Genomic DNA, 17343 nt, shown 5'->3' with positions numbered 1-17343 from the left:
GGTGTCGGCTTTTTTGCGATTAAAGCGGTTTTTTAGCTAAGTCTTCACCTTATTCCGCTGATCACCGGTTTATCCGCCGCCAAGCTCAGGCTATAATCGCCCGTTTTTTGGTTTCAGTAGGTCTTGGCTCCGCTGAGTGGGCGCGAGGCCTCTGTATATAGGTGTTGTTAGTTTTAACCTAGTTCAGGGTCATATATGCCGATTTATGAATATATGTGTGGGTCCTGTGGCCACCAAATGGAGGCCTTACAGAAAATGAGCGATGCGCCTCTTACCGATTGCCCAACCTGTGGCAAGAGCAGTTTGTCCAAACAAATCTCTGCCGCCGGTTTTCGCCTGAAAGGTGGTGGCTGGTACGAAACCGATTATAAATCGGGCAATAAGAAGAATTTAGCCGGCGACTCGGGCTCACCGGCGAAATCCGAATCGAGTGCCAGCTCCTAACTGCCATCGCGTGCAGTGTGAGTTTGGCCATGGCTCGGCCACCGAGGGTGGGCGAGAGACTTTGACATTCATTTTAGATAACGGGATTTAAATTATGCGCACTGAATATTGTGGCGCCTTAAACGCAACTTTCATCGACCGCGAAGTGAGCCTTTGCGGTTGGGTTGACCGCCGCCGAGATCACGGTGGGGTTATTTTTCTAGATTTGCGTGATCGCGACGGCATTGTTCAGGTGGTGTTTGATCCGGATTCCGCGCATTTTGCCTTGGCAGATAAAGTCCGCAGCGAGTATGTGTTGAAGGTCAAAGGCCGGGTTCGCGCCCGTAGCGAAGCCACCGTTAATGCCAAGATGTCCACCGGAGAGGTGGAAGTTTACGGTTTAGAGCTGGAGATATTGAATACCGCTGAAACGCCACCGTTCCAGTTGGATTCCCATGTGAGCGTCGGCGAAGACGTGCGGCTAAAGTACCGTTACATCGATTTGCGTCGCAATGAAATGCAGCACAACCTGCGTTTCCGCTCGAAGGTAACCACCGCTATTCGCAATTATCTCGACGGCGAAGGCTTCTTGGATATTGAAACGCCTATTCTGACCCGTGCGACGCCGGAAGGCGCCCGCGATTACTTAGTGCCTTCGCGCACTCACGATGGCAAGTTCTTTGCGCTGCCGCAATCGCCGCAACTGTTCAAGCAGTTGTTGATGGTGTCGGGCTTTGATCGCTACTACCAGGTGGCCAAGTGCTTCCGCGATGAAGATTTGCGCGCTGATCGCCAGCCCGAATTTACCCAGATCGATATTGAGACTTCATTTATGAATGAAGCGCAGATTATGGGCATTGCCGAAGGTATGGTGCAGCAGCTGTTTAGCAAGTTGATGGATGTCGACCTCGGTCAGTTCCCGCATATGACCTGGCAAGATGCCATGGACAAATACGGTTCAGATAAGCCCGACCTGCGTATTCCCATGCAGTTAGTTGAAATTAAAGATCTGCTTAAAGATATTGAATTCAAAGTGTTTGCCGGCCCGGCCAACGACCCTAAATGCCGCGTAACGGCATTAAAGGTACCCGGTGGCGCCGAGATTTCGCGCAAACAAATCGATGACTACACCAAGTTTGTTGGCATCTACGGCGCTAAAGGTTTGGCCTGGATTAAGGTCAATGAAATCGAGAAGGGTGTTGAAGGTTTACAGTCGCCCATCATTAAATTCTTGGGCGACGATGTCACCATGAAGGTGATGCAGCGCTTAGACGCTAAGAATGGCGACATTGTGTTCTTCGGTGCCGACAGCATTAAAGTGGTGACCGAGGCGCTGGGCGCGCTGCGCTGCAAAATTGGCGCCGACCTGAATATGTTCACCTGTGAGTGGGCGCCATTGTGGGTTGTAGACTTCCCCATGTTCGAGCAAACCGACGAAGGCGTGGCCGCTATTCACCACCCCTTTACGGCGCCGAGCTGCACCCCAGAGGCGTTGGAAGCAAACCCAGAAACGGCTTTGTCTCGCGCCTATGATATGGTGTTAAACGGCACTGAGCTGGGTGGCGGCTCTATTCGTATTCACAACCAGTCTATGCAGCAAACCGTGTTCCGCTTGCTCGGCATTAGCCCTGAAGAGCAGCGCGAGAAGTTCGGCTTTTTGCTGGACGCGTTAAAATTCGGCGCGCCACCACACGGCGGTTTGGCTTTTGGTTTAGACCGTTTAATCATGTTGATGACCGGCTCCTCCTCGATTCGCGATGTGATTGCCTTCCCGAAAACCCAGTCAGCGGCCTGTGTGATGACCGATGCGCCGGGTGCAGTTGATAACAAGCAGCTGCGCGAGTTACACATTCGTTTGCGCGAGAAAGAAGCCAAGCAGGACGCGCCAAAAGCCTAGGGTTGTGTGAGCCTTGTGGCGAAGGCTCTGTGTACAGATAGGGCAATCAGTGGGTGAAAAGTGCCGAGTTCGCTCGGCACGGATAAGGAGTCAAGATGGCAGGCCACAGTAAGTGGGCGAATATTAAACACCGCAAGGCGGCACAAGACGCTAAGCGCGGTAAAGTGTTTACCAAAATTATTCGCGAATTAACTGTAGCGGCCAAGTCCGGCCCGAACCCTGAAGATAACCCCCGCTTGCGCACCGCCATTGATAAAGCCCTGGGCGCGAATATGAAGCGCGACACCATCGATAAGGCGGTGGCGCGCGGTGCTGGCGCAGGCGAAGGCGACAACTACGAAGAATGTACTTATGAGGGTTATGGCGTCGCTGGAGTTGCCATCCTCGTGCAGTGCATGACCGACAATCGCAATCGCACGGTTGCCGATATTCGCCATGCCTTTACCAAGCGCGGCGGTAATTTAGGCACAGATGGCTCGGTTGCCTATTTGTTTAATCGCACGGGCATTGTGCACTTTGCCCAGGGCGATGAAGACGCCATCATGGCGGAGGCCATCGATGCCGGTGCTGAAGATGTGGTGGTTGGCAGTGACGGCAGTATCGAAGTGCTCACGGCGTTTGAAAGTTTCCACGCGATAAAAGATGCCTTGGTTGCCGCCGGTTTTATCCCGGACTCTGCGGAATTGTCCATGCTGCCATCCATTCAAGTGCCCATTGCCGATGTCGACAGTGCCGAGAAAGTTATCGCCTTAGTGGATATGCTGGAAGATTTGGACGATGTGCAAAATGTCTATACCAATGCCGATATCGATGAGCAAACCCTTGCGGCCATGGCGGGTTGAGTCATAAGCCTCATAGCTCCCTTGCTCTCCTGCGGATGTCATGTGACACTTCACCAACGCCTTCAAAACAGACTCGCTTATGTCGATTATTCTGGGGATAGACCCGGGTTCCTTAAAGACAGGTTTTGGGATCATTGATACCCGAAGTCGACACCCCCTCTACATTACCAGCGGCGTTATTCGCTTACCCACGGGTGCTTTGCCTGCGCGGTTAAAAATTATTTTTGATGCAATCACGCAATTGATCGGTGAATACCAACCCGATGAGTTTGCCATAGAGCATGTGTTTATGGCCAAGAGCGCGGGTTCGGCGTTGAAGTTGGGGCAGGCGAGAGGTGCTGCCATTGTGGCGGCTGTGCATGCGAACTTACCGGTGGCCGAGTACGAGGCGCGCAAAGTAAAACAATCTGTGGTGGGCACCGGAGCGGCAACCAAAGAGCAGGTGCAGCACATGGTCACGTCGCTGTTAAAATTATCTGCCTCGCCACAAGAGGATGCCGCCGATGCCTTGGCCATCGCCCTGTGCCACAGCCATTCGAAAACACTGTTGGGCAATGTGGCGGCGGGTAGTTTTCGGCGCGGGCGGATTGTCTGATAGCCAATAGATTTAGTGATGGGTGTTGATGGATTGGGCTGCGGTATTTACGTTAACCATTTCGCCTGCTTTTAATAGCGGCGCATGCCAACAAAGAGCTTTGTATGATAGGTCGAATTGCCGGAGTTATTGTCGAAAAACAACCGCCTTACGTGGTTGTTGATGTGCAAGGTGTGGGCTATGAAATCCAAGCGCCGATGACCACCTTTTATGTGTTGCCAGAGGTGGGGGCGCAAACGGTTTTGCACACCCACTTCGCCATTTCCGATACCGCCCATCAGCTATTTGGCTTTGCCCATAAATCCGATCGCAGCCTGTTTCGCACATTAATTAAAGTCAGTGGTGTGGGGCCAAAAATGGCGCTGGGTATTTTGTCGGGTATGGAGGCCAAGGTGATTGCTCGCTGTGTGGCCGAGGAAAATGTTGGCGCCCTAGTTAAAGTGCCGGGCGTGGGTAAGAAAACGGCCGAGCGGTTAATTATTGAGTTGCGCGATAAGCTGGGTGGCATTGGCACCGATACCTTGCCTTTGGCGGCGTTAGAGCAAGCCAGTGGCTCGGCTAAATTGGCTAGGGCTGCGCGCGATGACGCCGAATCGGCGCTGATTGCCTTGGGTTATAAGCCCACAGAGGCCACCAAGGCTATCGCGGCTGCGGTTAAAGTGAATGCTGACGCGCCCAGTCAAGAGCTGATTCGTCTCGCATTAAAAGCCATGATACCGGCCTAGTTTAGAAAAGACGTGACTTTATGATAGAGAAAGATCGCCTCATCAGTTCAGTCGCCGTTGAGCGAGAGGACCTGTTGGATCGCACGGTGCGGCCGAAACAGCTAGCTGACTATGTCGGCCAGGCCAAAGTGCGCGAGCAGATGGAAATTTTCATAGCCGCCGCATTGAATCGGAAAGAGGCATTGGATCACACCTTGGTGTTCGGGCCACCCGGTTTAGGCAAAACGACCTTGGCCAATATCATCGCCAATGAAATGGGGGTGGCGCTGAAAAGTACCTCTGGCCCGGTGTTAGATAAAGCGGGCGATCTCGCCGCCTTGATGACCAATTTAGAGCCAGGCGACGTGTTATTTATTGACGAGATTCATCGATTGAGCCCAGCGGTGGAAGAAATTCTCTACCCCGCCATGGAAGACTTTCAGCTCGATATTATGATTGGTGAAGGCCCGGCGGCGCGCTCGATCAAATTGGATTTGCCGCCGTTTACCTTGGTGGGCGCCACCACCCGGGCGGGTCTTTTAACGTCGCCCTTGCGCGATCGCTTTGGTATTGTGCAGCGCTTAGAGTTTTACGATGTACCGGATCTGACCCACATCGTGAATCGGTCGGCGCGGTTGATGGGCATTGCCATGGATGAGAGTGGCGCTTTCGAAGTGGCGCGGCGCTCCCGTGGCACGCCGCGAATTGCCAACCGCTTGTTGCGCCGGGTGCGCGATTACGCGGAAGTGAAATGTGACGGCCGCGTCACCGCCGAGGTGGCCGACGCGGCGCTCAATATGCTGAGTGTGGATGAGCAGGGTTTCGATCATATGGATAGGCGCTTGCTGATGACCATGATCGATAAATTTGGCGGTGGCCCTGTGGGCGTAGAAAGTTTAGCGGCGGCGATCAGCGAAGAGCGCGATACCATTGAAGATGTGCTCGAGCCTTATTTGATTCAGCAAGGTTTTATGTTGCGCACGCCGCGCGGGCGCATGGTCACCAACCACGCCTATCGGCACTTTGGTTTACCGGAGCCCAAGCGTGACTGACTTTTCCATTCCTATACGCGTCTATATCGAAGATACCGACGCCGGCGGCATTGTTTATTACGTCAATTACCTGAAGTATATGGAGCGCTCGCGCACAGAACTGATGCGCTGCCTTGGCTATGATAAGCCCGCTTTTCTCGAAGGTGGCCTACTTTTGGTGGTGCACTCGGCGAATACGCGGTATTTATTACCTGCCACGCTGGATGACGCCTTGCAGGTTAGTGCCGAGATCAGTAAATTAGCGCGCACTTACGTGGTGTTTCGCCAATGTGTTTATCGCGGTGCGGCGCTGCTGTGTGAGGCGGATATAAAAGTCGCCTGTGTGCGCCAAGCGGATATGCGCCCCGCTGCTTTGCCGGTCGCTGTGCACGCGCAACTGAAGGGCTACCTAAACAGTGCGGATACTATTTGAGTCTGCCGTCTTTATTAACGTTCACAGAGAAGTGCTTGAATGAATACGCCTGAACAATTGTCGATTTGGAGCCTTATTGCCGATGCCAGTTTACTTGTGCAGATGGTGATGGCGCTGTTGTTTTTAGCCTCTATTGTTTCTTGGGTTATGATCGTTCAGCGCGGTATTTATCAAAATAGTGCGGCCCAAGCGATGAAGGAATTTGAGCGGCACTTTTGGTCTGGCGGCGATTTGAATCAACTGTACCGGCAGGGTAGCGGTAAAGACACGCAAACCGAGGGCGTAGAAAATATTTTTCGCGCCGGCTTTAAAGAGTTTTCGCGCCTGCGCCAGCAGTCGTCGGCAGACCCAGACGCAGTAATGGAAGGCGTGCAGCGGGCCATGCGCGTAGCCTTAGCGCGGGAAGAAGAAAAGCTAGAAGCGCATTTGCCGTTTCTGGCGAGCGTGGCATCCGTTAGTCCTTATGTGGGCTTGTTCGGCACCGTGTGGGGTATTATGAATTCCTTTCGCGGCTTGGCCAACGTCCATCAAGCCACGCTAGCGACAGTGGCGCCGGGTATTTCCGAGGCCCTGGTGGCCACAGCCATGGGGTTGTTTGCGGCTATTCCGGCGGTGTTGGCTTACAACAAATTTAGCGCCAAGGCCGAATCGCTTTCTGCAGCCTACGAAACCTTTTCCGATGAGTTTATTGCGATTTTACATCGCCAGGTTCATGCCAAGTCATGATTAGCTTCGTTGATCCTTCATTCGGAGATCGTCTATGAACCCTAAGCGCGTGAAAAAGAAGCCGCTGGCGGAAATTAACGTCGTTCCCTATATCGATGTGATGTTGGTCTTGTTGGTGGTGTTTATGGTGACGGCACCTTTGTTGATGCAGGGCGTTAAAGTGGATTTGCCAAAGGCGCCATCGACACCCATGGAGCAAAATGACGAAGAGCCTTTGATCGTATCGGTGAAACAGGATGGCACTTATTATTTGAATCTGGGTGCAGATCAAAAAACGGCCAAACCGTTGAAGCAAATTACCGAAACCGTGGGCAAAATCCTGCGCCAAAAGCCCAATACGCCGGTGTTGGTGTGGGGGGATCACCAGGCGCAATACGGTTTGGTGGTGTCGTTGATGTCAGATTTGCAGACTGCCGGTGCGCCCTCTGTGGGTTTGGTTACTGAACCACCGGTGCTTTGACGCCTATGTTGCAAGGTTATCGCCTTCCCATTGTTTTTAGCGTTGCCATCCATCTCGCCTTGGTGGTTGTATTGTCCTGGGGCTGGGAATCTGCACCTGTGGCTAAAAAATTGGCGCCGCCAAACTATGTTGAGGCTCGCTTGGTGAAGTTGGAAACACAGGCGCCAAAACAACAAAAGGCCAAGCCGCAAAAGGTAGTCGACGTTGCCGCCCAGCGCCGGGCTAAACAAGCGAAAGAGGCCGAGGCTAAAAAGGTTCAGCAGCAGAAATTGGCCCGTGAAAAAGCGGCGAAAGATAAAGCTGCAAAAGAGAAGGCGGCTAAGGATAAGGCCGCGGCAGAAAAAGCCCGTAAAGATAAGGAACTCAAGGAAAAACAGGCGCAGGAAGAGGCCAAGCGCCGGCGCCAGTCGGAACTGTTTGATGCGCTGGAAGAGGAGGACGAATTTATGTCCCAGAAAACCAGTGCCGAGGCGGCGCAAAGTTACATTGCCGCCATCTCAAGTCGCGTGGAAATGAATTGGAGTCGCCCGCCGTCTGCACGCAATGGCATGAAATGCGTTTTGTCGATTCAGCTGGTGCCAACGGGTAAGGTGATTGACGTAAAAGTGGTGACCTCTAGCGGCAACCCTGCATTCGATCGCAGTGCCGAGCAGGCCGTGAAGAAGGCTGAGCGCTTCCCAGAGCTGGTGGGTATGGACCCACGCGTCTTTGAGCAGAATTTTCGCCAGTTAAAATTAGTTTTTGAACCGAGGGACTTAAGGCAGTGAAAAAAATCGTAGGCTTGATGTTTGGCATGGTGCTGCTATTGGGTATGCAAGCGCGTGCGGATTTAACGATTGAAATTACCCAGGGTGTCGACAACCCTACCGTAATTGGCATAGTGCCCTTTGGCTACTCCGGTGCGCGCGGTTTACCCGAAGATATTCCCGGCATAGTGCGCGCCGATTTAAAGCTCAGCGGTCAGTTCCGCCCTATCCCGGTGAGCGATATGCTCGCCTTCCCGCGCTCCGAGGCCGAAGTTATCTATCGCGATTGGCGCATTTTGGGCACCGAGTTTTTGGTCACAGGTGATATTAAAGAAGTGCAGGGGCGCTACACGGTGACCTTTGAGTTGTTTGATATTTTGGGTCAACGCAAGTTGTTCAGAAAGAGCATAGTGGGGAGCGAGGCGCAGTTGCGTGACCTAGCGCACTACATTAGCGATGAGGTGTATGAGAAAATCACCGGCATTCGCGGCGCCTTCTCCACTCAGGTTGCCTATGTGGAAGCTTTCCAACAAGGTAAACCAACGGATCGCTTCCGTTTGATGCTGGCCGACGCCGATGGCGCACGTCCACGCCTGTTGTTGGAATCTAAGCATCCATTGATGTCGCCCACTTGGTCGGCCGACGGCAAGCGTTTGGCTTATGTTTCTTTTGAAACCGGAAGGGCGGCGATTTTCGTTCAGGATTTGGCCACGGCAAAACGCGAGCAGGTAACAAATTACAAGGGCTTAAACGGTGCGCCGGCCTTCTCGCCAGACGGTACTAAATTGGCGTTGGTTTTATCCAAAGATGGCAATCCAGAAATCTATACCTTGAATTTAATTACCCGCCAATTCGCGCGCGTGACGCAACATTTTGCCATTGATACCGAGCCAAGTTGGACGCCAGACGGAAAGTCGCTAGTTTTTACGTCAAATCGTGGTGGAAAACCACAAATTTACAAAGTAACACTTGCAACTGGCATGGTAGAACGCTTAACCTTTGCCGGCGATTATAACGCCAGGGCGCGTGTTTCCCCTGATGGAAAGAGTTTGGTTATGGTGCACCGTTCAAATGGTGTTTTTCATATTGCCACTCAAGACATTCAAAGTGGCGATCTGCGTATTTTGACAGAGACCTATTTGGACGAATCGCCAAGCATTTCACCTAACGGTGCCATGCTGATGTATGCGACTCGCTTTCAGAACAAAGGCATCTTAGCGGCGGTTTCTTTAGACGCAGGTGTTAAGTTCCGATTGCCGTCTAAGCAAGGGGATGTTCGGGAACCTGCTTGGTCACCCTTTTTCGACTAAAACATCAATTTCCTAACGGAGTGAGTTATGACAATGAATACTTTCAAGAGTGGTTTAGGTTTAGCGATGGTTCTGGCTGTTTTAGCAGGCTGTAGCTCAACAGGTTCACAGGACGATGTAGATGCAAATGCAAATGCACAGCCAGTTGAAACTGCACCAGTACAAGCCGTAGAGCCAGAGCCAGTAGAAGTACTGGAAACTGTGTTTTACTTCGACTTTGACGATTCTGCTCTGAAGCCAGGTGCTCGCGCCGAGCTGACCAAGCATGCAATGAACTTGAAAGCCACACCACGTAACGTGCGTATCGACGGTCACACCGACGAGCGCGGTTCACGTGAATACAACATGGCTCTGGGTGAGCGTCGTGCCAATGCGGTACGTGACTTCCTAGTACTTCAAGGTGTAGATGCATCTATGATTGAAGTTGTAAGCTACGGCGAAGAGCGTCCACAAGCGATGGGCAGCACTGAGTCTTCTTACTCTCAGAACCGTCGCGCCGAAGTTAAATAAGCGCTTCTTGGTTTCGACAAAAAGGCCGGTCTAACCGGCCTTTTTGCATTTTGGGGGGAGAACGGCTTATATTGACTTCCTCTGTACCCGCGAGGGTATAAAACAAGCCAGTAGGCTGGGTAATGGTTACCCGGTTGGTAGAAAAAGTGAGTGAGTTTCTTATGCTGCGTTTCGTTATTTCAGCCTTGTTCATCAGTGGTTTGTTAGCCCAGGCGCAAGCTCAGGTTACCGTGGTTGAGTCTCGCCCCACGGCGCAGGCGGCAACAGTTTCTGGCCCGGTTACGCCCGATGCCAATCAGCAGGCCGATTTGTTTTATCGCTTGCAGGCGTTGCAACAAGAAGTGTTGGAGTTGCGCGGCTTGGTGGAGGAGCAAGCTTACGAGCTGAATAGACTCAAGCAGCAGCGTCACGATGATTATATGGATCTCGATCGTCGCCTGGCCTCTTTAAGTGGTGGTGTTTCAAGCGCTGCAGCCTCGTCCAATAGTAGCTCGAGTGTTGTTGGCGCGAGTGCTGGTGCCGGAGCAGGTGCAGATGAAGAAGCGGCTTACAAAGCGGCTTATGGGCATTTGCGTCAGCGCAATTTGGCCGGTGCTGCCAAGGGTTTTACCGCCTATTTGGATCTGTATCCAAAGGGCCAATACGCCGCCAATAGCCAGTATTGGCTGGGTGAGATATACCTTGCCGAAGGCAAATTGGAGCAATCCAAGTCTTGGTTTGAGCGCGTAACCAAAGAGTTCCCCTCGGATCGCAAGGCGCCTGATGCCAAGTACAAGTTGGGCACTGTGCTGTTCCAGCTCGGCGACAAGGCCAAAGCCAAAACATTGCTTCAGGCCGTTGCCGGTAGCAGTGCCGACGCCTCCCGCTTGGCCAAGGATTTTCTGGCGCAAAACTACTAGCCTGTACAGCATGGGAGCGAACTGAGGTCATCAGTTCGCATTGGGTGATGCAATTGGGTATCATCCGCCGCTTTTGATCCGCGGAAGCCACTGCATGAGTGACTCTACTCTCAAGATTACCGAAATATTCCACTCTTTACAGGGCGAGGCTCGCTCTATTGGCTTGCCCACGGTGTTTGTGCGCCTCACCGGCTGCCCTTTGCGCTGTCACAATTGTGATTCGGCCTACGCTTTCCATGGCGGCGAGCGGCGGGAAATAACGGATATTTTGGCGGAAGTGGCGGGTTATAAAAGTACTCATGTCTGCGTTACCGGGGGTGAGCCCCTGGCTCAGGCCAATAGTTTGATGTTGATGTCGGCCTTGTGTGACGCGGGTTATCAAGTGTCTCTGGAAACCAGTGGCGCGCTCGATGTTTCGCAAGTGGATGCCCGGGTTAGTCGCGTAGTAGATCTTAAAACCCCGGCATCCGGTGAGAATCATCGCAACCTCTGGGACAATATCGCCCATTTAACTCAGCACGATCAAATTAAGTTTGTAATCTGCGGCAAGGCCGACTTCGAGTGGGCTGCCTTTAAGGTTTCCGAGTTGGATTTATGCGACAAGGTGGGCGACGTGCTGTTTTCGCCGTCCTTTGGCCAGGTAAACCCTGCAGAGCTGGCTGGCTGGGTCATTGAGAGCGGCCTGCCCATTAGGTTTCAGCTACAGTTACATAAAATTTTGTGGGGCGATGAGCCCGGACGATGAGCTTAGCTGTGGGAGTTTTTGGTTAGATGGTGGATTCGAAAGACACTAGCATTAACCGCTATTACAGAGCTCTGTTCACGCTGGTTGCTCTTGTCTCTTGTGTTGCCGCGCGTGCCGAGCTATCAGGTGAGCCAAAGCCATTGCCTGCTATTGTCGTGCCTATCGTCGCGCCCTGGGGGTTTTACGACGCCGATGATCGGCAGTCTGGGTTGTTAGTTAACTTCCAAAACGAGCTTTTTAAGCGCGCCAAGTTGGCTGTCAATGCCGAGTTGCGGCCTTACCCGCGCGTGGTGCACGACCTTGCCAGTGGTAGTGCCGATATGGGTGTGATGTTTGTCAGCCCCTTGGCCGAGCAGTCTGGCGTGTCGCTAGGGCATGTGGTGACCATGCGTGTTATTTTGATTGCGCCGGCTAACCGCAATAACCCGATCGCTAAATTGGAGGATTTGGACGGCGAGCGCGTCGGGTTTATTCGCGGCTCTAAATATGGGCGCCGGTTTGATGAGTACCCTGGGTTTGAGCACATCGCCATTAATAATGTGGAGCAGGGTTTGCGTATGTTGGTCACTGATAGGTTGGATGCGCTAGTGGCGACCGAGCAGGCGCTACTGTATGCGATGTTTATCACCGGTATTCCGGCGTCGCAATTTGCCGCCCATTTAACCCTTGGCAATGCCCGGGCAGATCTTTATTTGTCCCGCCACAGCGAGGGTCAAGCTTGGGTGGCGTCGGTGCGCGATGCGTTAAAATCTATGAATCTCGATGGCAGTTCGACTGCGATTTTTTACCAACACGACCTTTGGCCGCGCCAGGCCTATTGCTTTGCCGGTGGCCGCTGCCTCGAGGCGGTGCAGCCGCCGATGAATGATTTCTAGCCCGCTGGCTGTGTTTATATGAGAGTGCATTATGAGTTTAGGTAATTCCGCTGTTGTTTTGGTGTCTGGCGGATTGGATTCAACCACGGTCATTGCCATGGCCCAGGCGCGCGGGTTTGATGTCTACGCGCTTAGCTTTGACTATGGACAGCGCCACAGGGCCGAGTTGGTGGCGGCACAGCGAACTGCAGAGGCTATGGGCGTAAAGGCGCATAAAGTGGTGCAGTTGGATTTACGCACCATTGGCGGCTCGGCCCTGACCGATGCTGCTATCGATGTACCCGAGCAGGAAACGGCGGGTATTCCGGTCACATATGTGCCGGCGCGCAACACGGTATTTCTCTCTATTGCCTTGGGTTGGGCAGAGGTATTAGGGGCTAAGGATATCTTTATTGGTGTCAATGCCGTGGATTACAGCGGCTATCCCGACTGCCGAGCCGAGTTTATCGCCGCCTTCGAGACGATGGCAAATCTGGCCACAAAAGCGGGTGTTGAAGGCCACAAACTCAGCATTCACACCCCGTTAATCGCTATGAGCAAAGCCGATATTGTGCGCGAGGGTACGCGCTTAGGTGTGGATTATGCGATGACCGTGTCTTGTTATCAGGCCACCGAGTCGGGGCTCGCCTGTGGCAAGTGCGATAGCTGCCGTTTACGGCGCTTGGGGTTTGAGTCGGCTGGGCTAGAAGATCCGACTCGGTACCGTTAATTCGGGCGTTATCGCTGCTGTTTCTGGCTGTTTATTGACCACTAAAAAACCGCAATAAGCGCTTGTCTTTTCCAATTAAATCAGTACTATATGCGCCTCCTTAAGGGGGTCGTTAGCTCAGTCGGTAGAGCAGTTGGCTTTTAACCAATTGGTCGCGCGTTCGAGTCGCGCACGACCCACCACTTAATTGAATATGTACAAGCCCGCTACCTAGGTTTGTGCCGAAAGTCCGTTTTTCGGGTCGTTAGCTCAGTCGGTAGAGCAGTTGGCTTTTAACCAATTGGTCGCGCGTTCGAGTCGCGCACGACCCACCATATTCAGGCTCTACCGAGCCATAAAAAACCGCCTTTGGGCGGTTTTTTTATGGCTGTCATTTGGGGGCTAACTGGCCTTAAGATGTGGTAGAATCGCGCCGCGAGTTGCACCTTGAGAGAACTATGACCAACCTAAATACCCCCGTTGAACAAACGCCAAGGCAGTGGGTGAAAGACCATTTAGCCAGCGATTCAACTAGCGCGCTTACGCCTGAGCAAGTCGACGCGGCAAAAGCGCGGATTAAGGCGCTGTTGGTGCGCGAAAATGCCGTGTTGGTGGCGCATTACTACACCGATCCGCTGATTCAGGCGCTTGCCGAAGAGACCGGCGGCTGCGTCGCCGACTCCTTGGAAATGGCGCGCTTCGGCAGCCAGCATCCCGCCACAACGCTGCTCGTGGCTGGGGTTAAATTTATGGGCGAAACGGCAAAAATACTGACCCCCCATAAGCGGGTTTTGATGCCAACGCTCGAGGCCACCTGTTCGCTCGATATCGGCTGCCCTATAGAAGAATTCTCGGCCTTTTGCGATCAGCATCCAGACCGCGCTGTGGTGGTTTACGCCAATACCTCAGCGGCGGTTAAAGCCCGCGCCGATTGGGTGGTTACCTCCAGTATTGCGCTAGACGTAGTGGCGCACTTGGATGCCCAAGGGCAAAAAATCCTGTGGGCACCAGACAAGCACTTGGGTGGCTATGTGCAGAAGCAGACCGGTGCCGATGTTTTGCTTTGGGATGGCGCCTGCATCGTGCACGAAGAATTTAAGGCGCAAGGTGTTGAAGATCTTAAGCGCCGGCACCCCGGTGCGGCCGTGTTAGTGCACCCTGAGTCGCCCGATGCCGTGGTGGCGCTGGGCGATGTGGTGGGCTCAACCTCTCAGCTGATCAAAGCCGCGCAAACGCTGCCCAATAGCGAGTTTATTGTCGCGACCGATCAGGGCATTTTTTATAAGATGCAGCAGCTGTGCCCGGATAAAACCTTTCACATCGCGCCCACCGCTGGCAGTGGTGCGACTTGTCGAAGTTGTGCCAATTGCCCTTGGATGGCAATGAATGCACTGGATAACCTCGAGCAGACATTGCGCGATGGCAGTAATGAGATATTTGTCGATAAGGCCTTAGGCGAGCGCGCTATGCTGCCGCTGAATCGGATGCTGGCCTTTACCAAAACCCAACAATAATCCCTAGTCTGCTGCCCTTGTACCTAGCAGGGTGCATCAGTACCATTACGCTCGCGTAAACGAGCGTTCACAAACGGAGTGGAGTCATGATTCAAGGTAGTATGGTTGCGTTGGTAACCCCAATGACGGCTAGTGGCGAGCTAGATTGGCAGAGCCTCGCGACGTTAGTCGAATGGCACATTGCCCAGGGAACTCACGCGCTTGTCGCCGTTGGCACCACCGGTGAATCGGCCACATTAGACGTAGATGAACATCTCGCGGTGATCACCGCTGTAGTTAAGCAGGTAGCGGGTCGTATTCCTGTTATTGCAGGCACTGGCGCTAACTCTACTCGCGAGGCCATCGAGCTTACCCAGCGCGCCAAAGGCGCCGGCGCCGATGCCTGTTTGCTGGTGACGCCATACTACAATAAGCCCACCCAAGAAGGTTTGTACCTACACCACATGGCCATTGCCGATGCAGTGGATATACCCCAAATCTTATACAACGTGCCCGGCCGCACCGGCGTCGACATGAAACCTGAAACTGTTTTGCGTTTGGCGGGTCATAACAACATAGTCGGCGTGAAAGAGGCTACCGGTGATCTGGAGCGAGCGCGTTTGTTGATTGCCAAGGCACCGAAAGATTTCTTAATCTACTCCGGCGACGATGAGACAGCGGTTGAGTTGATGTTGGCTGGCGGCAAGGGCGATATTAGCGTTACGGCTAACGCAGCACCGAAACTCGTTGCCAAGATGTGTGAATTGGCGATTGCCGGCGACGCCGACGCGGCGCGGGCCATTAATCAAAAGTTGATGCCTTTGCACGTGGCGATGTTCGTTGAGTCAAACCCGATTCCCGTTAAGTGGGCGGTGTCTGCGCTCGGGCTTACGGCGCACGGTATTCGCTTGCCTTTGACGCCGCTGTCCGAGCAATTTCACGATCAGATGCAGGCCGCCTTAAAAGCAGCCGCACAGTAAATACATAATCACTGAAGCGCTTCAGTGGTGAACTACAAAAAGAGATGTGCATGATAAAACCTATAACAAACTGGCGCGGCTTTGTGTTGCTACCTTTGTCATTATTTGTTGTTAGCTGCAGCTGGATGGGTAATGATTTTCGCGATCGCGGCAACGACTATTTATTGGCTGAGCCGATTAAACCCATTGTTGTGCCATCAAAGTATAACGCTAATTCGCTCGACGAGTTGTATGTCGTGCCGACACTTCAAACCGATGACTTTGACCTAACCGAAGCATTTGAAACACCCAGGCCAGAGGCTTTGGCAACGTCAAACTTTGAGGAAAGCGTTAAAATTCAAAAATTGGGCGCCAAGCGCTGGATTCTAGTGAATTCGCCGCCGAGCGAAGTTTGGCCGCGCATTCGAAACTTTTTAGCCGCCAACCAAGTGGCGGTTGCCGATTCAGACGCGGTCGCCGGTACGATTGATAGTGCGTGGTTGCAGTTCAAAGATTCGCCGGAAGTTCGCGACCGCTACCGAGTTTATGTGGAGCAAGGCGTGCAGCCTGAGTCCACCGAGATTCATATTCGTCACGATGCCGCCAACGTTGCCAATGCCGTGGCGGCCGGTGACTGGCCCGAGCTTTCCATCAATCCAGAGCGCGAAGCTTGGATGCTGGACGAGTTAGCAGCGACCTTAGCCAGCCAAGCGAGTACAGGATCTACCTCGCTGCTGGCCCAAGGTATCGGCGGCGGCCCCAAAATCTCGGTAAAAATGTTGGCCGGTGAGCCGGTGCTTCGCATGGCGCTGTCTTACGAGCGCGCCAGAGCCACCATCGCCCACGCCTTGCGCCAACAGGGTTTTACGACCTTTGATTTAGAGATAGACGAGGGGGTATTTTACGTTGGCTATGAAGAGCCAGTAAATCCAGATGAGGAAAGTTGGTATACCCGTTGGTTTGGCGGTGCAAGTGATGCGGTTATTCCCACCACACCTTATAGTTTGGCGGAGCTGTTGGCCAATTTACAGGTGCCCGACTCACCTGAGGCGCGGGCGATTTTCCCGGGTGTTGAGGGCTTTGCCGTCGGAGAAAAGTTGACCGAAGTGCCTGGTTATTTAGTGGTTGTGCTAGCAACCGAGACGCAAGTTGATATTCGCATCCGCGATGGTTACGGCAACCGCTTAACTAAGCGCGACGCAAAAGAGAAGCTGAGTATTATTCGTAGGAATCTTATTTAATGCGCTTCGCCTCCCTTGGTAGTGGTAGCAAGGGGAATGGAACACTGGTGGAGTATGGCGATGAGGTCTTGCTTATCGACTGTGGTTTCTCCGCCAAGGAAGCGGTTTTACGTTTAGCCAAGCTGGGTAAAACCGCGGATCAGATTACTGCCATTCTTGTCACCCACGAACATGGCGATCATATTCGCGGCGTGCCTGCCTTAGCGCGTAAGTTTAATCTGCCGGTGTATATCACGCCGGGTACGTTTAAAGTCAAAGATCTGGGTAAGATGCCTGCGATTCATTTTATTGAGGGTTATCAAGCCTTCAGTATCGGCGCTTTTGCCATTCAACCTGTGGCTGTTCCACACGATGCTCGCGAGCCAGCGCAGTTTGTAATTAGCGCGGCCGGAAAAACCCTGGGCATATTGACCGATCTAGGCATGATTACCGCCCATGTTGAAGAGAGCTACCAGCATTGCGACGCGCTGGTTTTAGAAGCCAATCACGACCCGGTTATGTTGGCCTATAGCGCCTACCCACAATCGTTAAAGCAGCGGGTGGGCGGCCCTTGGGGGCACTTGAGCAACCAACAGAGCGCCAGTTTCCTCGCTCAACTCGATGTCACTCGGTTGCAGCATTTGGTTATTGCCCATATTAGCCAGAAAAATAATTCACTCGAAGCGGCTAGGTCGGTTTTGGATGCGGTGAGTCAGGGCGCTCGACAAGTGATTTACGCCTGCCAAGAAGAAGGTTTTGATTGGCTTGAGCTGGTTTAAGTTCGGCT

20 protein-coding genes and 2 tRNA genes are annotated in these 17343 nt (G+C 53.0%); all 22 read left to right on the top strand.

What is annotated here, in order from left to right; all coding sequences use genetic code 11:
• The first annotated feature begins 195 nt into the window (after positions 1–195).
• On the top strand, positions 196–444 hold the full coding sequence (locus QWY82_RS16185; RefSeq protein WP_290264455.1) for an FmdB family zinc ribbon protein: 249 nt from the start codon (positions 196–198) through the stop codon (positions 442–444).
• A gap of 94 nt (positions 445–538) precedes the next feature.
• Positions 539–2320, top strand: coding sequence for an aspartate--tRNA ligase (aspS, locus tag QWY82_RS16180; protein WP_290264453.1), 1782 nt, complete (start codon positions 539–541; stop codon positions 2318–2320).
• A gap of 95 nt (positions 2321–2415) precedes the next feature.
• Entirely contained in the window at positions 2416–3162 is a 747-nt protein-coding gene (locus QWY82_RS16175; RefSeq protein ID WP_290264450.1) for a YebC/PmpR family DNA-binding transcriptional regulator, read from the top strand.
• A gap of 79 nt (positions 3163–3241) precedes the next feature.
• A complete protein-coding gene (gene ruvC, locus QWY82_RS16170) occupies positions 3242–3757 on the top strand; it encodes a crossover junction endodeoxyribonuclease RuvC (protein WP_290264447.1) in 516 nt (171 codons plus the stop codon).
• 104 nt (positions 3758–3861) lie between these two features.
• Positions 3862–4482 (top strand): Holliday junction branch migration protein RuvA, encoded by a 621-nt coding sequence (gene ruvA / locus QWY82_RS16165; protein WP_290264446.1) that lies wholly within the window; start codon positions 3862–3864, stop codon positions 4480–4482.
• A gap of 20 nt (positions 4483–4502) precedes the next feature.
• Entirely contained in the window at positions 4503–5513 is a 1011-nt protein-coding gene (gene ruvB / locus QWY82_RS16160; protein WP_290264444.1) for a Holliday junction branch migration DNA helicase RuvB, read from the top strand.
• A complete protein-coding gene (ybgC, locus tag QWY82_RS16155) occupies positions 5506–5925 on the top strand; it encodes a tol-pal system-associated acyl-CoA thioesterase (protein WP_290264442.1) in 420 nt (139 codons plus the stop codon). The genes ruvB and ybgC overlap by 8 nt, the downstream gene beginning before the upstream one ends.
• A 39-nt stretch (positions 5926–5964) precedes the next feature.
• Positions 5965–6651, top strand: coding sequence for a protein TolQ (gene tolQ, locus QWY82_RS16150; protein ID WP_290264440.1), 687 nt, complete (start codon positions 5965–5967; stop codon positions 6649–6651).
• Between the two features lie 34 nt (positions 6652–6685).
• Positions 6686–7111, top strand: coding sequence for a protein TolR (gene tolR / locus QWY82_RS16145; RefSeq protein ID WP_290264438.1), 426 nt, complete (start codon positions 6686–6688; stop codon positions 7109–7111).
• Positions 7112–7116: 5 nt separating this feature from the next.
• On the top strand, positions 7117–7878 hold the full coding sequence (tolA, locus tag QWY82_RS16140; RefSeq protein ID WP_290264437.1) for a cell envelope integrity protein TolA: 762 nt from the start codon (positions 7117–7119) through the stop codon (positions 7876–7878).
• Positions 7879–7895: 17 nt separating this feature from the next.
• On the top strand, positions 7896–9167 hold the full coding sequence (gene tolB, locus QWY82_RS16135) for a Tol-Pal system beta propeller repeat protein TolB (RefSeq protein ID WP_380736097.1): 1272 nt from the start codon (positions 7896–7898) through the stop codon (positions 9165–9167).
• A 27-nt stretch (positions 9168–9194) separates the two neighbouring features.
• A complete protein-coding gene (gene pal / locus QWY82_RS16130; RefSeq protein WP_290264434.1) occupies positions 9195–9677 on the top strand; it encodes a peptidoglycan-associated lipoprotein Pal in 483 nt (160 codons plus the stop codon).
• 146 nt (positions 9678–9823) lie between these two features.
• Entirely contained in the window at positions 9824–10576 is a 753-nt protein-coding gene (gene ybgF, locus QWY82_RS16125; protein ID WP_290264431.1) for a tol-pal system protein YbgF, read from the top strand.
• Between the two features lie 94 nt (positions 10577–10670).
• The gene (queE, locus tag QWY82_RS16120; RefSeq protein ID WP_290264429.1) at positions 10671–11321 is read left to right on the top strand and encodes a 7-carboxy-7-deazaguanine synthase QueE; all 651 of its coding nucleotides are present in this window, start codon (positions 10671–10673) and stop codon (positions 11319–11321) included.
• 26 nt (positions 11322–11347) lie between these two features.
• Positions 11348–12196, top strand: coding sequence for a substrate-binding periplasmic protein (locus tag QWY82_RS16115; protein WP_290264426.1), 849 nt, complete (start codon positions 11348–11350; stop codon positions 12194–12196).
• Positions 12197–12227: 31 nt separating this feature from the next.
• Positions 12228–12905: a 7-cyano-7-deazaguanine synthase QueC gene (queC, locus tag QWY82_RS16110; protein WP_290264424.1), complete on the top strand. Its 678-nt coding sequence runs from the start codon at positions 12228–12230 to the stop codon at positions 12903–12905.
• A 106-nt stretch (positions 12906–13011) separates the two neighbouring features.
• Positions 13012–13087: transfer RNA gene (locus QWY82_RS16105), tRNA-Lys, on the top strand.
• A gap of 56 nt (positions 13088–13143) precedes the next feature.
• Positions 13144–13219, top strand: a tRNA-Lys gene (locus QWY82_RS16100).
• A gap of 123 nt (positions 13220–13342) precedes the next feature.
• Positions 13343–14398: a quinolinate synthase NadA gene (gene nadA / locus QWY82_RS16095; RefSeq protein ID WP_290264422.1), complete on the top strand. Its 1056-nt coding sequence runs from the start codon at positions 13343–13345 to the stop codon at positions 14396–14398.
• An 86-nt stretch (positions 14399–14484) separates the two neighbouring features.
• Positions 14485–15357 (top strand): 4-hydroxy-tetrahydrodipicolinate synthase, encoded by an 873-nt coding sequence (dapA, locus tag QWY82_RS16090; RefSeq protein WP_290264419.1) that lies wholly within the window; start codon positions 14485–14487, stop codon positions 15355–15357.
• Positions 15358–15407: 50 nt separating this feature from the next.
• Positions 15408–16577: an NlpB/DapX family lipoprotein gene (locus QWY82_RS16085; RefSeq protein ID WP_290264418.1), complete on the top strand. Its 1170-nt coding sequence runs from the start codon at positions 15408–15410 to the stop codon at positions 16575–16577.
• Complete coding sequence (locus QWY82_RS16080) at positions 16577–17335, top strand: MBL fold metallo-hydrolase (protein WP_290264417.1); 759 nt, start codon at positions 16577–16579, stop codon at positions 17333–17335. The genes QWY82_RS16085 and QWY82_RS16080 overlap by 1 nt, the downstream gene beginning before the upstream one ends.
• Positions 17336–17343: the final 8 nt, after the last annotated feature.

Source organism: Simiduia curdlanivorans, assembly GCF_030409605.1.
Lineage (GTDB): Bacteria > Pseudomonadota > Gammaproteobacteria > Pseudomonadales > Cellvibrionaceae > Simiduia > Simiduia curdlanivorans.
Note: the sequence above shows the minus strand (reverse complement) of the source record. Positions and strands in the feature narration are given on the sequence as shown.